Source organism: Actinoplanes sp. NPDC049118, from assembly GCF_040648555.1.
Lineage (GTDB): Bacteria > Actinomycetota > Actinomycetes > Mycobacteriales > Micromonosporaceae > Actinoplanes.
On record NZ_JBEZDY010000006.1, the window covers coordinates 127131 to 145251 of the forward strand.

General features: G+C 70.2%; 16 protein-coding genes. 8 read left to right on the top strand and 8 right to left on the bottom strand.

The annotated features are described in order from the left end of the window. Positions 1-55: 55 nt before the first annotated feature. Positions 56-1240 carry a zinc-dependent alcohol dehydrogenase gene (locus tag AB0B58_RS11240; protein ID WP_360221290.1) on the bottom strand — a complete coding sequence of 395 codons (1185 nt, stop codon included), beginning with the start codon at positions 1238-1240 and terminating at the stop codon, positions 56-58. Between the two features lie 183 nt (positions 1241-1423). On the opposite strand from AB0B58_RS11240, the gene AB0B58_RS11245 reads away from it, so the two are divergent. After that, complete coding sequence (locus tag AB0B58_RS11245; protein ID WP_360221293.1) at positions 1424-1615, top strand: hypothetical protein; 192 nt, start codon at positions 1424-1426, stop codon at positions 1613-1615. Here AB0B58_RS11245 and AB0B58_RS11250 read toward each other — a convergent pair. Then, entirely contained in the window at positions 1584-2981 is a 1398-nt protein-coding gene (locus AB0B58_RS11250; RefSeq protein ID WP_360221296.1) for a GAF domain-containing SpoIIE family protein phosphatase, read from the bottom strand. The two genes, AB0B58_RS11245 and AB0B58_RS11250, sit on opposite strands and share 32 nt — an antisense overlap. A gap of 75 nt (positions 2982-3056) precedes the next feature. Then, positions 3057-4232 carry a PP2C family protein-serine/threonine phosphatase gene (locus tag AB0B58_RS11255; protein WP_360221299.1) on the bottom strand — a complete coding sequence of 392 codons (1176 nt, stop codon included), beginning with the start codon at positions 4230-4232 and terminating at the stop codon, positions 3057-3059. A 197-nt stretch (positions 4233-4429) separates the two neighbouring features. Between AB0B58_RS11255 and AB0B58_RS11260 the strand changes: the two genes are divergently transcribed. After that, on the top strand, positions 4430-5905 hold the full coding sequence (locus AB0B58_RS11260) for a sensor domain-containing diguanylate cyclase (protein WP_360221302.1): 1476 nt from the start codon (positions 4430-4432) through the stop codon (positions 5903-5905). Here the strand turns inward: AB0B58_RS11260 and AB0B58_RS11265 are convergent. Next, a complete protein-coding gene (locus AB0B58_RS11265) occupies positions 5892-6296 on the bottom strand; it encodes a hypothetical protein (protein ID WP_360221305.1) in 405 nt (134 codons plus the stop codon). The genes AB0B58_RS11260 and AB0B58_RS11265 overlap by 14 nt on opposite strands. A 347-nt stretch (positions 6297-6643) precedes the next feature. On the opposite strand from AB0B58_RS11265, the gene AB0B58_RS11270 reads away from it, so the two are divergent. After that, on the top strand, positions 6644-7456 hold the full coding sequence (locus tag AB0B58_RS11270) for a M12 family metallopeptidase (protein ID WP_360221308.1): 813 nt from the start codon (positions 6644-6646) through the stop codon (positions 7454-7456). An 832-nt stretch (positions 7457-8288) separates the two neighbouring features. On the opposite strand, the gene AB0B58_RS11275 is transcribed toward AB0B58_RS11270, so the two are convergent. Beyond that, positions 8289-8666: a response regulator gene (locus AB0B58_RS11275; protein WP_360221311.1), complete on the bottom strand. Its 378-nt coding sequence runs from the start codon at positions 8664-8666 to the stop codon at positions 8289-8291. A gap of 102 nt (positions 8667-8768) precedes the next feature. On the opposite strand from AB0B58_RS11275, the gene AB0B58_RS11280 reads away from it, so the two are divergent. The 3 genes from AB0B58_RS11280 (at position 8769) to AB0B58_RS11290 (ending at position 12080) form a co-directional block, all read left to right on the top strand. Next, entirely contained in the window at positions 8769-9206 is a 438-nt protein-coding gene (locus AB0B58_RS11280) for a response regulator (RefSeq protein ID WP_360221314.1), read from the top strand. Between the two features lie 216 nt (positions 9207-9422). Then, complete coding sequence (locus AB0B58_RS11285) at positions 9423-11072, top strand: sensor domain-containing diguanylate cyclase (protein ID WP_360221317.1); 1650 nt, start codon at positions 9423-9425, stop codon at positions 11070-11072. 51 nt (positions 11073-11123) lie between these two features. Further along, positions 11124-12080: a TIGR03557 family F420-dependent LLM class oxidoreductase gene (locus tag AB0B58_RS11290; protein WP_360221320.1), complete on the top strand. Its 957-nt coding sequence runs from the start codon at positions 11124-11126 to the stop codon at positions 12078-12080. Here the strand turns inward: AB0B58_RS11290 and AB0B58_RS11295 are convergent. Beyond that, positions 12077-13015: a TIGR03557 family F420-dependent LLM class oxidoreductase gene (locus AB0B58_RS11295; protein WP_360221323.1), complete on the bottom strand. Its 939-nt coding sequence runs from the start codon at positions 13013-13015 to the stop codon at positions 12077-12079. The genes AB0B58_RS11290 and AB0B58_RS11295 overlap by 4 nt on opposite strands. A gap of 149 nt (positions 13016-13164) precedes the next feature. Here AB0B58_RS11295 and AB0B58_RS11300 point away from each other — a divergent pair, with 149 nt between their 5' ends. Then, positions 13165-13488: a plasmid stabilization protein gene (locus AB0B58_RS11300; protein ID WP_360221326.1), complete on the top strand. Its 324-nt coding sequence runs from the start codon at positions 13165-13167 to the stop codon at positions 13486-13488. A gap of 100 nt (positions 13489-13588) precedes the next feature. Here AB0B58_RS11300 and AB0B58_RS11305 read toward each other — a convergent pair whose 3' ends face one another. Beyond that, entirely contained in the window at positions 13589-14149 is a 561-nt protein-coding gene (locus AB0B58_RS11305; RefSeq protein WP_360221329.1) for a hypothetical protein, read from the bottom strand. A 291-nt stretch (positions 14150-14440) separates the two neighbouring features. Then, positions 14441-16522, bottom strand: coding sequence for a DUF4153 domain-containing protein (locus AB0B58_RS11310; RefSeq protein WP_360221332.1), 2082 nt, complete (start codon positions 16520-16522; stop codon positions 14441-14443). Between the two features lie 183 nt (positions 16523-16705). Between AB0B58_RS11310 and AB0B58_RS11315 the strand changes: the two genes are divergently transcribed. Further along, positions 16706-18079 carry a TrpB-like pyridoxal phosphate-dependent enzyme gene (locus AB0B58_RS11315; RefSeq protein WP_360221335.1) on the top strand — a complete coding sequence of 458 codons (1374 nt, stop codon included), beginning with the start codon at positions 16706-16708 and terminating at the stop codon, positions 18077-18079. Positions 18080-18121: the final 42 nt, after the last annotated feature.

Below are 18121 nucleotides of genomic sequence, written 5' to 3' on the forward strand. Positions count from 1 at the left end.
CGCTGGGCCCGGCCGATGACGGCCGGGCCCACGGTCGGCATCGGTGACTTCGCCGTCAGGGCTTGAGGACGACCTTGATGCAGCCGTCCTGCTTCTTCTCGAAGATCTCGTAGCCGCGCGGGGCGTCCTCCAGCGGCATCCGGTGTGTGACCAGGTCGTCCACGCCGAGCGGGTCGTCGTCGCCGGTGAGCAGCGGCATGATGTCGTCGACCCAGCGCTTGACGTGTGCCTGGCCCATCCGCAGGGTGACGCCCTTGTCGAAGAGGTCCATCATCGGGAACGGGTCGGCGTTGCCGCCGTACACGCCGATGATGGAGACGGTGCCGGCGCGGCGGACGCCGGCGAACGCGGTGCGCAGGGCCGCCATCCGGTCGATGCCCATCGTCTCGGTGGCCTTGCGGGCCAGCGGATCGGGCAGCAGACCGGCGGCCTTGACGGCCGCGCCCTGCCATGGGGAGCCGTGTGCCTCCATGCCGACGGCCTCGATGACGCTGTCGGCGCCGCGGCCGGCGGTCATGTCGAGGATCGCGGCCGGTACGTCGTCGACCGCGCCGTCGTCGATCACCTCGATGCCGTTGCGGCGGGCCATCGCCAGGCGCTCGGGGACGCTGTCGACCGCGATCACCCGCTCCGCGCCGAGGTGGCGGGCGATCCGGGCGCTCATCTGGCCGATCGGGCCGAGGCCGGTCACCGCGACCGTGCTGCCGGGTGCGATGTCGGCGAACTTCGCCGCCTGCCAGGACGTGGTGAGCACGTCGGAGAGGAAGAGGTAGCGCTCATCGGGGTGGCCGTCCGGGACCTTGATCGGGCCGAATTGCGCCTGCGGGACCCGCAGATACTCGGCCTGGCCGCCGGGGACCTGGCCGTAGAGCTTGGTGAAGCCGAACAGGGACGCACCCTTGTGCTGGTCGGTGACCTGGGTGGTCTCGCACTGGGCGAAGTAGCCGCGGGTACACATCCAGCAGTGACCACAGGAGATGTTGAACGGGATCACCACCCGGTCGCCGGGTCTGATGTGGGTGACCTCGGCGCCGACCTCCTCGACGATGCCCATCGGCTCGTGCCCGAGCACGTCGCCCTTGTCGATGTACATGCCGAGCACGTTGTACAGGTGCAGGTCGGATCCGCAGATGGCGGTGGAGGTCATCCGTACGATGGCATCGGTCGGCTCTTGGATCTTGGGGTCTGGCACGGTCTCGACGGACACCTTCGCGGTGCCCTGCCAGGTGAGTGCTCGCATGGCCCTTGCCTCTCTTCGGCTACGGGTTGTCATTGCGAACAGTGCCCCGAGATCCTCCCGCTATCCCTGCGGTCCGGTATTCGGGCGCATTTGTGACAACGGAGGCGTCAGAGCAGTAACGGCATCTCTGGGTCGGCAGTTCGCCATGGACGCCGGCGACGAGCGGTTCGACGCAAGACGACGGTGCTCATCGAGAACGTCACGCACCACATCGACGAGGAGGACCTGGACTGGTTCCCGCAGGTGCGCGAGGGACTCGGCCGCAAGCAGCTGCAGGAGTTGGGTGCCCGGATGAACGACCTGCGGGAGAAGGCCCCGCGCAGCCCCGCCCAGCCGTCGGCGCTCAAGAAGGCCGTCGACGCGGTCGTCGCCTGACGGATGTACCTGGCATCGAAGTCACCAACGCCCCGGCCGGCTCGGCGGGGATGTGGATGACGAGTACGGCGGTGTCGTCGTCGAAACGGCCGCCGGTGAAGGCCGTCACGGCGTCGTCGATGGCGGCGGCGAGGTGTTCGGCGCCGGTGACCGGGGTGTCGGCGACGACCTGGCGCAGCCGTTCGGGGCCGAACAGCGCTCGGTCGCCGGCGCGGCGGCCCTCGGTGACACCGTCGGTGAACAGGACCAGGCTGTCGCCGGGGTGAAGGACCGTGCGCTGGTCGAGGAGCCTCGGTTCGGGCCGCCAGCCGAGCACCAGGCCGTGCCGGCCGAGTGGCCGGACCCGGCCGTCGGCGCGGCGGATCAGCGCGGGGTCGTGGCCGCCGCAGCTGACGCGCGCGCTGACCCCGTCCCGGTGGGGCCGCAGGGCGGCGTAGACGGCGGTGAGGAACCGCCGGTCGTCGGTGTACCAGCCGAGCAGCGCCGCGTTGAGGGTGGCGAGGTTGGCGCTGGGGGTGGCGCACCGGACGGCGGCGGCGCGCAGCGTGTACCGGGCCAGGGCGGTGACCTTCGCCGCCTGGGGGCCCTTACCGGCGACGTCGCCGACGACGACGGCCCAGGTGTCGCGCACGGAGGGGAACACGTCGTAGAAGTCGCCGTAGACGTCCGCCTCCCCGGCGGTGGCGCGGCGGTACCGCACGGCGACCTCGACGCCGGGTACCTCGGGCAGGTGCGGCGGGAGCAGGCTCTGTTGCAGGGTCTCGGCCAGTTGCTCGGCGCGGGCACCGGCGTGTTCGGCGGCCGCGGTGGCGACTTCGGCCTTGGTGGTCGCCGCCCGGGCGTCGTCGACGGCCTCGCGCAGGGCGATCTCTCCGGCGGCGGCCTCGGACAGGGTCGCCAGGATCTCGATGTCGTGCGGTGTCCATTGCCGGGTCGTGGTGTCGACGGCGCAGAAGGTGCCCAGCACGTGCCCCTCCGGCGAGCGGACCGGGAAGCCGGCCCAGGCGGCGACGCCCATGAGCTCGATCGACGGGTTGTCCGCGGTGCGCGGGTCGGCCCTGGCGTCCGGCACGATCAGCTCGGCGCCGGAGCCGATGACGTACCGGCAGAACGACTGTTCCACGGTGTTCTGCCGCTCCGCGAGGTCGGCGCTGTCCACGCCGATGCAGCTCTTCCAGAACGAGCGGGTGTCGTCGACGACCGTCATGAACGCGAACGGGGTGCCCAGCAGCGTCGCGGCGAGCCGGGTGAGCCGGTCGAAGGCCTCTTCCGGGCCGGTGTCGAGCAGGCCGGTGCGGCGTACCGATGCGAGTCGGGCCGGATCGAGGACCTGCGCGGGCACACTCGTCGAGACCGTACTCGGCATGCGGTCATTGTGACCATGATTCCGGGACCGTGGCCAATCGCCCACCCGATTCGTTGCTCAACTGCAAGCATCGGGTCACCGCGGCGGGTGCCACTGGAGCATGGCGGCCGTGGCGTCGTCGCGCAGCTCCCCGTCTTCGTAGCTGATGATGGTGTGAACGAGCTGGCGCATGATCTCGGCGGGCGACAGGAGCCGCGCCTCGGCCTCGGTGACGAAGTCGGAGAGCCGGTCCAGGCCGAACAGTTCGCCGTCGGCGGAGCGTGACTCGGTGATGCCGTCGGTGTAGAGCAGCAGGGTGTCGCCGGGCTGCAGCGTGTGCCGCGTGATCTCCGGTGGCCGGGTGCGCATGTGGGCCAGGCCGAGCGGCAGGGCGGTAGGCGCGGGCAGCAGCGGCAGGGGCGCGCCGTGGCGCAGGAGCAGTTCGGCCGGGTGTCCGGCGCTGATGCGCTGGTAGAGCCCGTTGTCGGTGTCGAGTTCGGCGAGAATGGCGGTGACGAAGGCGCCGGGGTGTTGGTTGCGTACCCATTTGTCGATGCTGCGGTAGGTGTCGGTCAGGCTCAGGCCGCATCGGCGGGCGTTGCGGTAGGTGTTGAGGGCCAGGGTGGTCAGGGCACTGGCGGTGATGCCGTGTCCGACGGTGTCGAACAGGGCGACGTGCAGGGTGGTGCCGTTCGCGGCGTAGTCGAAGGCGTCGCCGCCGACGTCGTAGGACGGCTCCAGGACGGCGGTGATGCTGGTGTCGTGTGCGGTGAAGCTCAGCGGGGGCAGCTGGTTCCAGATGATCTCCGCGGCCAGTTGCATGGGAAGCCTGCGCCTGGTGTGTTCCACGGCGTCGCCGTAGAACCGGCGGCCGCTGATCAACTCGGCGACCAGGGCGGCGATGACGGTCAACGCCTGGTACGGGCCGTCGGGTGCCGCCTCGAGCTTCACCCGCAGGACGCCGAGGCGTTCCGTACCGTGCAGCAGCGGCAGCCAGAGCACGACGTCCGCGGCGCCGTCGCACCGTACGGGGTGAGCCGAGGTGAACGCGCGGCCGGCCGCGGTGTCGTTGATCTGGATGGATTCGTTGGTCCGCGAGGCGGCACCGGTGAGGGGCCACAGTGCTATCTGCTCGTAGTCCACGAGCAGCACGGTGACCTCGACCGCGCCGAGCAGGGGTGCGGTGTCGTTCAACGCCGCCGGAAGCTCGTCGAGCAGACTCAGACGCCGCAGGTCCAGCAGACGCTGCACAGCCCGCATCGGATCGGCCATCACTCGCCTCCTCCCGGTTGTCAGCCTTCGACCGTGAACCATGCCCTGATCGCCGAGCTTTCATCCCTCGCGCAGGCCAGGCCGGCTCAAGGGCAGCTCAGCCCTCGCGCAAGACACGGTATGGACGGCTCAGGATCGCCCCCGCGCGTCCGATCCCAGGGAGAACTTCAAGCCGACGCCTCGGGAAGGGAGGGACCATGCCCCGCACCATGTCCCCCCGAGCCGTGCCGCGCGGAGCGGGCGGGCGCCCGACGACCTCCGCCGTGCCGTTCCTGCCCGGCCTGATCGTGCTCGTCGCGGTCGCCTTCGCGCTGCTCTGGTGGGGCCACCGGTACGGCGCCGTCCTTGGCTCGCCCTGGGTGCTCGCCGGTCTGGTCGGGCTCTTCGGCGCCGCCGGTCACGAACGATGGCAGCGCCTGCTGGGCGGCGGCGAGCTGCACAACCGGCCGGTGCTGCGGCTGGTGCTGGCGCTCGGCCTCGCCGCGACGATGGTGACGTACGCGGGCTGGAGCTTCATGCTGCCCGCCTCGGCCGTCATGATCGGCGTGGTGCACATCGGCTGGTCGGGCGGGAGCATCTGGCGTTCCGCCGCGGTGCTCACCGCGGCCACGACGGCCGCCGCGCAGGGTGCCCTGCAGGCCGGGCTCGTTTCCTCGGTCATGCCGACCGGTCATTCGCACTTCGCGGCGGTGTGGAGCCTGGCGCTGGCGGTCTTCGGCCTCAGCAACCTGGGCCTGTCCGCCATCCGCGGCGAGGGCGCCGCGGACGCCCTGAGCCACGCCGAGGGACGGTTCCGGGCGCTGGTGCAGAAGTCCTCCGACGTGGTCACCGTGCTCGACCCGGACGCCCGCCTCACCCACGTCAGCCCGGCGATGTTGCACATCACCGGCTGGGATCCCGACGAACTGCTGGGCACGGACCGGTTCCGGCTGCTGCATGCCGATGACGTTCCGCGGGCCCGGGCCACCCTCGCCGAGGTCGTGGCGGCCGGCGACGGCCACGAGCGGCGCTTGGAGGTCCGCTCACGGCAGCGCGACGGTTCCTGGCGGTGGCACGAGATCACCATGCGCAACCTGCTGGGTGACCCCGCCGTCCACGGCATCGTGTCCAATGAGCGCGACGTGAGCGACCGGCGCGAGCATCAGGACCAGCTGGTGCACGCGGCCACCCACGACGGTCTGACGGAGCTGCCCAACCGCGGCGAGGTGTTGCGCCGGCTCACCGGTGCGCTGCGTACGGCCCGTCCCGATCGCGCGGTGGCGGTGCTCTTCATCGACCTGGACGGCTTCAAGAACGTCAACGACACGTACGGGCATGCGACCGGCGACGCGCTGCTGCTCGCGGCGGCCGAAAGGCTGCAGCAGAGCCTGCGCGACACGGACGTGCTGGGCCGCCTCGGCGGTGACGAGTTCGCGGCCATCCTCTCGGACGTGTCCGATCCGGCCTCGGCGCAGGAGCGCGCAGACGAGCTGATGGCGGCCATGCGCGAGCCCTTCCACCTCGGGGACTACACCGTGCGGATCGGGGCGAGCATCGGCGCGGCGCTGGCCGAGGACCCCGGCACCGACCCGGCGGTGCTCATCGAGCGGGCCGACGCCGAGATGTACCGGGTCAAGCGGAGCCTGCCCGGCGCCGCCGGCAGCGGCACCGCCGCTGTCGCTACCCGCCGGTGAGCAGGGCGTGGAGGGGCGCCACCGCAACGATGCTCTCCGCCTTGGCCGCCAGAAGAGGATCTACCGTCACCAGGGCGTCGGCCTGCAACCGGGTCACCGCCAGGTACTCGGCGTCACGCAGCGTGTCCCAGTCCTCCTGGCGGGCGATCCGCCACGCCGTCGTGCGCGACACCCGGTCACCGAGGAGCCGCATCTTGAGCCCGGTGATCTGCTCGTGGACCTCCAGCGCCGCGTGATCCGTACGTCCGCCTCGGCGGACGTCGCGCAACAACAGCTGCAACGCCTCCGAACGGATGATGTTCGGCGCAACCAGCCGGTGACTGCGGTCGACGGTAAGGGCGTTGTCCACGAGATGTAGCAAGGTGGGTGCGTCGATCACGTAGCGGGCCATCCGGTCAGGGTAAGCGGTTCGTTGCCGATTCCTCTCAAGACCTGAGGTGGCGATCGAGCAGGTCGGCCAGGGGCAAATGAGACGCGCCCGGCTTGCATTCTCCTGCTGTTCGACACGACAAGTTCGTCGATCGAGGCACAGATGGCGGCCCAGGGTGGCCTGAAGGCTTGGCGCAAAACGCCCAAACCCCGACGGCTCGAAGCTACCGTGATCATGTGCCCACAGCGCTGGACGAGTCCGGGCGGTCGCACACCGGTTGATCTCCGCGACGACGAAAGGTCGACACGCGGGCGGGAAACGGTTGGGACAATAGGCCACCGCAGCGCAGATGCTGAATGGGGAGCGTTATGGACAGACCAATCTGTGAAATCAAGATGCTGCCGCCGGAGAGATGGGCGGCGGCAGCCCGGGATGCGTCGGGAATCAATCCCGCGAACGCCCCGTCTCTCGACATGTTGCGCCTCGGCGCAACCGACGTGGCGATCGCGCCGCTGCACGCTGCCCTACTGACCGCCAAGTACTGGGGTGCGCGTGGGGTCCAGCTCACCGTCGGTTTCATGGAGGACGCCGCAGCCGATCTCCGAGCACGCATCCTGTCCCACATGAACGCGTGGGGACAGTGGGCCAACGTGACCTTCGCCGAGACCGCGACGGACCCGCAGGTGCGGATCGCCATGCTGACCGGCGAGGACGGAGGCTACTGGTCGTATGTCGGAACCGACATTCTCGGGGTTGCCGCCGACGAGCCCACGATGAACTTGGAGGGCTTCACGATGGACACCCCGGAGTCGGAGTTCGTGCGCGTCGTACGCCACGAGGCCGGCCACACCCTCGGTTTTCCGCACGAACACATGCGCAAGGAGATCGTCGATCGAATCGATCCGGAGTCGGCCATCCGATATTTCATGGAAAGATACGGATGGAACCGGGAGAAGGTGATCAGCAATGTGCTCACGCCGCTGCCGATGTCGGCACTCCTGGCCACTGCGGAGGCGGATTCCCGTTCCATCATGTGCTATTGGTTGCCTGCCTCGATCATGAAAGACGCGATGGCGGTCGAGGGCGGCCTGGACGTCAGCCCACAGGACGCGCAATTCGTTGCGCAGTTGTACCCGATCGCGACTCCGTCCGCAGTTCTGTCTCCGGAGCGGCAAAGCTGAGGGTAGGCGCCCTTGAAGTCGTCCAGGTCGAGCAGCGCGACCTGGACCGGGCCGGCGGCCAGCGCCGCATGCAGCTCCTGCTCGAGGCGCCGCCGGTTGGCCAGGCCGGTCAGGGCGTCGGCCATGGCCAGGTCCTCGAGCTGGTCCGCCTGCCGCTGTACCTGGGACACGAAGCCCGCCATCCGGGCCACGACCAGCAGGAAGAGCAGCATGGCCGCGACCGCGATCGCCACCCGGTCGGTGCTGTCGTCGGCGATGCCGGGCGCGAGCAGCAGGGCGTCGGCGGCCGGATAGGCGACGCTGATGCTCCGTTCCAGGGCCGTGGCGGCCGAGTCCGCGGCGACGGGGTGCAGGACGAACACCCAGAACACCAGGCCCGGGCCGGTGCCCACGACGGCCGAATCCACCAGACCCGCGAAGTCCCGGCTCAGCTGGCTGCGGGTCAGCAGGATCAAACCGATGATCATCATCGGGTACGCGGCGAGGTAGAACACGTCGGCGACCGAGGGATACGGCTCCTCGTGCCGGACTAGCTGGTAGTACTGCCAGGTCACGTCGGCGACGACCCAGGTGACCTGCCCGGCCGCGAACCAGTACCACATCGCCGGGCGCTCCGGACGGTGCAGCCGCACGCCCACCAGCATGAGCAGAGCGGAGAGCAGGCCGATCACGTTGTACACGAGGGCGGCGGCCATGCCGCATCGGGCAGCAGGAGAGGTACCCGGCGCAGGACATCGTCTCCACCGCCAGCCAGGACCACCAGAGTCTGTTCTGCCGCACAGAAGGCCATAGGTACGCGCCGGGACGTCATAAGCTTTCCGCCGGCAGCGGACTATGACCCGTCCTGTGCCGAGTCCAGTGCCGCTTCGACTCCGGCGTTCAGCTCGGCCGGCGTGAACGGCTTGGTCACCACCTGATCGCCGTCGCGCAGGACCTCGGCCGCGGCGGCCGCGGGTACCGAACCGGAGGCCAGTACCGCCGGGATGTCGGCGGTGTCGGGATCCTCGTGCAGTGCCCGCACCGCCTCGAGCCCGGTCATGACCGGCATCTCGTTGTCGGTGACCACGGCGTCGGGGTGATGAGCACGGGCCTGCTCGACCAGGGCCGCGCCGTCGTCGTGCGTCGAGACGTCGTGGCCGGCCTTCGTGAGTACGCGTTTCACCATGTCTTGGACGTTGTCGTCGTCGTCGGCTGCAGCAATGTTGGCCATGATCGATATCCCCGTCTACCTGCCTGGTCAAGCTTAGGGGAATTCACGCCGTATCGTTGTCTTATGGCAAACATGTCCCGCGAACCGGGGTGGTGATCTTTGGTGGGTGCTGCCGTGCAGGTCCTGCTGGTCGACGATGATCAGGCGGACATCGCACTGATCATGGAGGCGTTCGACGCTCACCGGGTTCCGTCGCGGGTGCACGTCGCGCACGACGGGATCGAGGCCCTCGGCTTCCTGCGGGCGGGGGACGGGTCGCGGGGGTCCCGCCCGGACATGATCCTGCTCGATCTGAACATGCCGCGGATGGACGGCCGGGAGGTCCTCGCCGAGATCAAGCGGGACCCGGCGCTGGCGACCATCCCGGTCGTGGTGTTCACGACCTCCGATCAGCCGGAGGACATCGCGTGCAGCTACGCCCGGCACGCCAACGCGTACGTGACGAAGCCGCTCGACCTCGACGCGTTCGCCCGGGCGGTGGACAGCATCCACGACTTCTACGGCGACCTGGTGCAGCGCCCCGCGCCAAGACCCGCCTGACGCCGCCCGGACACTCGTCATCCTCGGGCGGTGCCGTACTTCACAGCAACGAAGCCGATCACTGCGGCTGCGCGGGGGATTCGGTGATCAACACGGGCGGGTCCTGCGGTTTCTTCACCGTGGTAGTTCCGATCGACCCCTCGTCCTTGCACTGCGCGTGCCCGTCGACGGCCACCCGGACCTTCATCTCGGCGACGTCGGACCGAACGGGTTCTCGTGCAGTCAACGCCTCCCCGGTCGAGCCGGCGACGATGGACCGGCGCCGCCCTCGTCGCCGTCGTCGCGATCCTCGGCACGGCCGCGTCCTGGGCCGCCCAGCGCGGCGACGAGCAGCGCGACGCCGCCCACCTCATGGACCGCTACACCGGTGACCTCAGCCGGGCGATCGGCACAGAGGTGCAACGGTACGGCGACATGCTCACCGACGTGGCCGTCGCCGTGGGGGCGCAGCCCGACCTGACCGCCGACGACTTCACCTGGCTCACCAACAAGGTCAGCAACCGCCACCTGCCCGGCGCCACCTCGCTCGAGCTGGTGGTGAACGTGCACGACACCGGTGTCGCCGCCCTGCAGTCCTACTGGCGGCAACGCGGCGCGACCGATCTACAGCTGAAACCGGGCGCCTCCGGCGGCCAGCACGCGTTCATCGTCTTCAGCCGCGCCTTCGACAACCGGCCCCGGGCCACCGGCGTGGACCTGTACGCCGCCCCCGAGGCCGCGGAGGCCCTGCATGACTCCCGGCTCAACGGTGGCTTCGCCGTCAGCCGCGGCTACGTACTGCTCAACGATCGCGCCCTGCCGGTCGAGCAGCAGCAGCTCTCGTTCCGGCTCGCGGTGCCGGTGTTCCGCACCGGCAACGTGTTCCGCGGCTGGCTCACGATGGGTGTGCACGGCAAGGACCTGCTGACCAAGACGATAGCGGCGCAGGCGCACGGCTCCGTCACCGCCGATCTCATCGAGCCGTCCGGCGGCGCCGAGCAGATGATCGCCGACGCGTCCGGCGACCGCGCGCACCGCCACCCCTCGTCGCTGGGCCGGACCGTGCACCTCACCGCCGACCTGCGCACCTGGATTCTCCGGACGTACCCCACCGGCAACCTGCTGCGCGAGACCCGGCATGGCGTCACCGGCACCACCTTCGTGGTGGCGATGACGATCACCGCGCTGCTCACCCTGGTCGTCGGGCTGCTCGCCGGCGCGCGCAACCGGGCGATGATCAAGGTCGACGCCGCGACCGCCGCCCTGCGCGGCGACATCGAGCGCCGCCGGCAGGTCGAGACCCGGCTACGCGAACGCGAGCTGGAACTCGAGCGGCTGGCCCTGCACGACCCGCTGACCGGCCTGGCCAACCGGGCCGGGCTGGACGCCATCCTCGCCGAACCGGCGGTCCGGGACACGGACCTCGCGCTGCTGCTCATCGACCTCGACGGCTTCAAGATGGTCAACGACGCCTACGGGCACGCGGCGGGCGACACGATGCTGGCCGAGTTCGCCCGGATCCTGCGCGCCAACGTGCGTGCCGGCGACGTGGCGGCCCGCCTCGGCGGCGACGAGTTCGTCGTGCTGATCACCGACATGCCCGACGAGGCGAACGCTGCCGACACCGCCCGGCGCATCCTGGCCGGCGCGGCCGCGGCCCCGGTGCGGCTGGGCGACGACACCGTTCCCGTACGGGCGAGCATCGGCGTCGCCACCGGCCGCGGGGGCAACAGCCCGAAGGAGCTGCTGCGCCGCGCCGACATCGCCATGTACCGGGCCAAGCACCTGGGCACACACGGCGTACAGGTGCACAACGCGTCCATGGGCGACCAGCGCACGGCGCGGGAGGCCGAGCCGGGTGTCCGGCAGGTGCCCGCCGAGCGGTGACCGGGCGCCGGCGGGCGGTTTATCCGTCCGCCCGGCGGGAAGCAGATGTCGATGCGGATCGGATACAAACTGATGGCCGAGGCGTTCGGCCCGAAGGGACTGATCGATCAGGCACTGCGGGCCGAGCGGGCCGGCTTCGACTTCGTCGAGATGAGCGACCACTACCATCCCTGGCTGGACGTCCAGGGGCACTCGCCGTTCGTGTGGGACGTGCTGAGCGCGATCGCCGCGCGTACCCGTGATCTGGGTTTGGCGACCGGTGTGACCTGTCCGAGCGTGCGTTATCACCCGGCGATCGTCGCCCAGGCCGCGGCCACGCTGGCGATCATCTCGGACGACCGCTTCACGCTCGGCGTCGGCTCGGGGGAGCGGCTCAACGAGCACGTGATCGGGCAGGGTTTCCCGAGCGTGCGGGGCCGGCACGAGCGCCTGCGCGAGGCGTTGGAGATCATCAACCTGCTGTGGCAGGGCGGCTATCAGTCGTACGAGGGCAAGCACCTGCAGCTCGAGGACGCCCGCGTCTTCGACCTGCCCGACCGGCTCCCGGTCATCGCCGTCGCCGCGGGCGGCAAGGAGGCGGCCAAGCTGGCCGCCAGCCACGGCACCGGCCTTTTCGCGACCGAGCCGCGCAAGGACCTGATCTCGGCCTACACCGGCGCGGGCGGCGCCGGTCCCCGGTACGCCGAGGTGGCGATGGCGTGGGCCGCCGACCCCGACGACGGGGTGCGGGCCGCGCTGAAGACCATGCCGTGGGCGGTGCTCGGCTGGAAGGTGATGAGTGAGCTGCCCAACCCGGCGAACTTCGCGGCGGCCGCCGCGCCGGTCACCGAGGACGACATCCGCGCGCAGTTCACACACGGCGCCGATCCGAAGTCCTATACAGACGCCGTGCGAACCTATGCGGACGCCGGATATGACCACGTCGTGCTGATGAACGCGGGCCCCGACCCGGACGGCTTCCTCGACTTCTACGCCAAGGAGCTGCGCGACGAGCTCAGCGCGATCTAGAGAAACTCGCGGCGGTACATGTCGATCAGGTCGGCGTAGTGCGGTCCGATGTTGGCCACGTACACCTCGTCGAAGCCGGCAGCCTCGTAGGCCTTGAGCTTCTCGGCGTGCTTGGCCGGGTCCGGCCCGCACGGCAGCGCCTCGCGGGTCATCTCCGGCGTGACCAACTGCGCGGCCTGCTCGAAGTGCTTCGGCGACGGCAACACCTGTGCCAGCTCCCCGGGCACGCCGGAGGTGCCCCACAGCCGGTGGGCGATCTCGACGCCCTCGTCCTCGGTCGGCGCGTAGCAACCCTTGAAGCCGCCCTGAGCGGGCTTGTCGCCGCCGCCGAGCTGTCTGAACTGCTGCACCAGGTCGGCGTCGGGGCTGGTGGAGATGTAGCCGTCGCCGATCCGGGCGGCGACCTCGATGGCCTTGGGCCCGAACGCCGACACGTACACCTTGGGCGGCGTGGCCGGCAGCGTGTAGACGCGGGCCTGATCGACGGTGAAGTAGCGGCCGTGGTGCGTGACGAAGTCGCCCTCCCACAACCGGCGCATGACCTCGACGGCCTCGGCGAGCATGTCGAGGCGTTCCTCGGCGAACGGCCAGCGTTCGCCGGTGATGTGCTCGTTGAGCGCCTCGCCGGTGCCGACGCCGAGCACGAACCGGCCGTCGTGCATGACGGCGCTGGTAGCCGCGGCCTGGGCGATCACCGCGGGGTGCGTCCGCATGATCGGGCAGGTGACGGCCGTGGTCACCGGGATGGTCACGGCCTGGCTGAGCGCGCCGATGATCGACCACACGAGCGGGCTCTGCCCCTGCGCGTCGTTCCACGGGTGGTAGTGGTCGGAGATCCACAGGCCCTTGAAGCCGGCCGCCTGCGCCAGGCGGGCCTGCTCGATCAACTGGGCCGGGGTGTACTCCTCGCAGGAAAGGAAGTATCCGATACGCATATGACCCGGGTACCCCGATCCCGGCTGTCAAAGCGTCGCCCCCGTTACGACTTCGCCCGCCCGCGATGCCTGTTTCCCGGCTCGGTGGCCGGGTATCAAAGGTCCGGCGCGGGTTCGCCCGCAGACCTGTTCCGCGGAAGGAGAACGCCATGCCCGCAGGATCGAGCCCGAAGCGGGAACGCCAGTACAAGCACATCAAGGCCAGCGCGAAGAAGCGCGGCGAGTCCACCGACCGCGCCGAGGAGATCGCCGCGCGCACGGTGAACAAGGAACGCGCCCGCTCCGGCGAGGCGAAGACCGTCAGCCGCTCCTCGATCAAGGACGTGTCCTCCGGATACCGCGGCGGCAAGCGCTCACACACCGGCGCACAGGGCCCCACCAAGGACCAGCTCTACAACGAGGCCAAGAAACGCAACATCACCGGCCGCTCCACCATGAGCAAGGACGAGCTCAAGAAGGCCCTGTCGCACTGAACCGCCGCCACCGGGCGGGGTGCGTTTGTCATGAGCCAGGTCGATGTGGATTTGCGGGCCGCTCCCCTCGGGGGCGACCCGCAAATCAGATCACTTTCTGCTACTTGTAACCACCGCCCCCGCCGCCGCCGTTCCAGTTGCCGTTGCCGCCGCCGTTGCCGCCGCCGTTGCCGTCGTCGTCGCCGCCGCCGTTGCCGCCGCCGTTGCCGCCGCCGTTGCCGCCGCCGTTCCAGCCGTCGCCGCCGCCGTTCCAGTTGCCGCCGCCGCCGTTCCAGTTGCCGCCGTCGCCGTTCCAGTTGCCGCCGCCGGGCCAGTGCGGGCGGTTCGACCAGCTACCCGGCCAGTGGCCCGGGCGCCAGCGGTCGTCCCAGCCGTTGTCCCAGTAGCGATCCTCGACGATCAGGGCCCAGTGGCCGCGGTGGTAGCCCCACCGCACGCGATCGCAGTCGTAGTCGTACCAGGCGCCGCGACGTTCGCCGAAGTGGCCGGCCCGCTCACACCTCCAGAAGCTGCGGTAGTAGCCGATAACCTCGTCGTGGTCGCGGTTCTGCTGTTGGTTGGCCGAGCTGCTCGTGGCGGACTGCCCAGTGGGAGGCGCAGCCTGAGCGGGTCCCATTCCGAGCGTCGCACCGGCGAGCAGGCCCACGCCAACCGCCGTCATTCGTGCTGCCGTGTTCATGTCACCCCTTTGCATCGGAGCGTTAAGTCCCGGATAGCGAACCACGAAACGCCGTACGCTGTCCGGCGTTTCAAAAGAATGTTTGTTTCCCAGCAAATATCGTATTCAGCAAGCCCTTTATCGGCTGCCCCAATGGGCACGGTAAGCCGGATCTGTCACTTCCGTAATGCTTATTCACCCGCGTTTTGTGGTCAGGCGGATGGCATCTGTCAAAGCTCGAGCCCGACGCCACCGAAGCGGCGTCGGGCTCGAGTTGCGTTGCCGGGCGAACGCTCAGCGACGCTTCTTGGGCAGGTCGAATTGATCCGCGGCGCGGCAGTCGGCATGGTTACCGATCGCACCCGGGCCGAGGTCGGCGAGTGCCTCCCGGGCCCGAGACCGGCCGAGGTTCCAGGCGTACCAGGGGTCGGGTTTCGCGAGATCGTCGGCGATCCAACTCAGGGTGCAGCGGCGTACCGGGTCCGGCAGCCGGGTGAGCGCCGGTGTCGCGTCGGCGGAGAGGGCTCGCAGGTACCAGGCGTCGATCTTGCCGGTGTGCTCGTAACGGACGGCGTTGCGGCTGGCCACGTAGCCCTCGGGGTCCAGGACCGCGAGGCCGAGCAGCATGAGGACGGCGAGACCGACGGTGGCCTGCGGGATCCACCGGCCCCGCCATCGGACGCCGGCCGCCGCGATCAGCACGAAGACGACGCCGAGCAGCAGCTCGGACGACATCACGAAGATCCGCTCACCGGTGAAGCTGTAGACCCGCTGGTACGCCCACATCCGCGACAGCGCCGACGCCACGATGACCACGCTCAGGCCGCAGAGAAGGCCGAGCAGGACGCGGAGCAGGATCCGCTCCACCGGCCGATCCCGCCGGGCCCAGCGGGCCAGGGCGGCGAGCAGGCCCAGCGACAGCAGCGTGACGGCGACCAGTTGCCAGAAGCCGCTGCGGGCGTACTCGGCGTAGCTGAGGCCCGACGTCTTCAGCACGTGCCGGCTGCCGCCGAACAGCACGGTGAACTGCACCGCGACGAAGCCCGCGAAGAGCAGCACCAGCGCGGAGCAGGCCGGCGCCCACTCGACCAGGCCGAACCGGCTCCTGCCCTCGGTGTCGAGGCTGGAGGTCGCCGGCGGCGCTGACAGCGTGTAGGTGCCGGCGACCGCGATCAGGCCACCGACCACGGCAAGGAAGATCCAGCGGAACACCGAGCCGCCGTGGAAGTCGGGCACGGCCCGGTCGAGCAACGTCGAGAACGCGACGTCGGCCGACGACAGCAGCGCGCCGAAGACGAACAGGACCAGAACCGTGAGACCGACGGAGAAGGCGACCCGGCGGACGATTCCCGGGTTGCGATTCGCCCGCAGGTGGTTGCGCACCCACGGCAGGCCGCGCAGCGCCGCGTACGGGGTAGCCACCAGGCCGAACAGGATCGACCGGACGCGCCGGCCGCCCACGATGGCCAACGTCGCACAGCCGAGCGCGCCGAGGACGCTGAAGGTCACCAGCCACCACGCGTTACGGAAGGCCGGTACCAGGAGCAGGGCGAGCGCCGCCGCGGCCCACCCGGACCGGATCCACCGCTCGTTGCGCGGCAGGTTCGCGGAACGCCGAACCGCGACCACGACGCCCGCCGTCAACGCGAGCCAGCCGAGGAACCAGCCGATGCCCGACCGGGTCAGCGGGACGAGGAACGCGAAGCCGAGCGCGCCGGCGAGCACGCCGGCCGGGACGGCCCGGCCCTCGGCCGCCGCCGGGCCGGGCCAGTGCTTCTCGCGGAACTTCTGCCACCAGGACGGTGGCGGCTGGTACGGGGCGAACTGCCGGACCGGCTCCATCGGCGGCGGAGGCATCGGAGTGCCCGGTGCGGGCCGATCTCGCGCCACCGTCACGGGTGGCACGGCCGGGATGCGCCGCTCTCTCGGGTCGGGGACCGCCGCGCCGGCGGGGCCGGAGTTCGCCGCGCCGCGTGCCGCGTCGGCCTTGCCCGCATCGACGCCGGCATCGACGAGGTCGGTACCCGACTCGGTGGGCCGTGGGTGACTGGCAGTGAGCGCCGACCCGGCGGTGTCCGGAACGGTTGCCGGTGCGGGAGCCTTGCTACCTGCGCCGTCAGGGGCCGGTGCCTGCACGGGGACCATGGGGATGAACAGCGCGTAACCGCGCGTGCCAGACGGAATCTGGACGGGGATCGCCCAGGCCGGCTCGCCGTCCGATCCCGGCCAGAGCATCGACGGGATCGCGTTGGTCGGCGGCATGACCAGCAGTTGAGGTGCGGGCGCGGGTGCCGCGGCGGCGTCGGCGTCGGTGCCGGCCGTAGCGGGTCGCGCCGGGTCCGTCGGATTTCGTTGCTCTGGTGACGGCTCGGTCACGGGCACTCTCCTCGGCTCTGGGTTCGCACACTGTAGGGCGTGCGCGCCCGAATCTCTACGTTGGGACGGGTCCGTACCGCCGCGACGACTGAGAGTGAAGGCCGGCGCCCCTGGGTCCGCGTGCGCTGAAGCGACGGTGTGGCGTCCTGGCGTGGCGGCCGCTCCCGGCCCGATGATCGGGCGATGACCGATGCCGAGCGTGCCACCAAGATCCTGCTGTCCGAATCGGAGATGCCGCGCCGCTGGTACAACATCGTGCCGGACCTGCCCTCGCCGCCACCGCCGGTGCTGCACCCCGGCACGCTACAACCGGTCGGGCCGGACGACCTCGCGCCGCTGTTCCCGATGGCCCTCATCGAGCAGGAGGTGACCTCGGCGCGCTACGTGGACATTCCGGAGGAGGTGCTCGACGTCTATCGCCTCTGGCGGCCGTCGCCGCTCTTCCGGGCGCGCCGGCTCGAGAAGGCGCTCGGCACCCCCGCGAAGATCTATTACAAGTACGAGGGTGTCTCGCCGGCCGGGTCGCACAAGCCCAACACCGCGGTGCCGCAGGCGTTCTACAACGCGGCCGCCGGGATCCGTCGGCTCACCACCGAGACCGGCGCGGGCCAGTGGGGCACGGCGCTGGCGTTCGCCGCCGCACAGTTCGGCCTCGAGTGCGAGATCTGGCAGGTGCGCGCGTCGTACGACCAGAAGCCGTACCGGAAAATCATGATCGAGACCTTCGGGGCGACCATCCATCCGTCGCCGTCCGAGCTCACCGAGGCCGGGCGCCGGATCCTGGCGGCCGACCCGGGCTCGCCCGGCTCGCTCGGCATCGCGATCAGCGAGGCCGTCGAGGTGGCCGCGCAGCACCCGGACACCAACTACGCGCTGGGCAGCGTGCTCAACCACGTGCTGCTGCACCAGACCGTCATCGGCGAGGAGGCGCTGCTCCAGCTGGCCAAGGTCGGCGCCGAGCCCGACGTGATCGTCGGCTGTACCGGCGGCGGCTCGAACTTCGCCGGCCTCGCGTTCCCGTTCCTGCGCGAGAAGCTCGCCGGGCGGATGTCCCCGACGATCCGCGCGGTGGAGCCGGCCTCCTGCCCGTCCCTGACAAAGGGCACCTACGCCTACGACTTCGGTGACACCGCCGGGATGACGCCCCTGATGAAGATGCACACGCTGGGCCACGAGTTCATCCCCGACCCGATCCACGCCGGCGGACTGCGCTACCACGGAATGTCGCCGCTGATCTCACACGTCTACGAGCTCGGCCTGATCGAGGCCGTTGCCAAGACGCAGCGGGAGTGCTTCGAGGCGGGCGTGCGGTTCGCCCGCAGCGAGGGCATCATCCCCGCCCCCGAGCCCACACACGCGCTCGCCGCCTGTGTCGAGGAGGCGCTGCGCTGCAAGGAGACCGGTGAGGAGAAGGTGATCCTCACCGCGCTCTGCGGGCACGGCCACCTCGACCTGCCCGCGTACGGCCACTTCCTGGCCGGCGACATGGTCGACCACGAGCTCTCCGACCAGGCCGTCCAGGCCGCACTGGCGGGTCTGCCTTCCGTGCCGGCCTGAAGGAGCAGGTGCCAGGACCTCCGGATTGGACCATGATTTCGC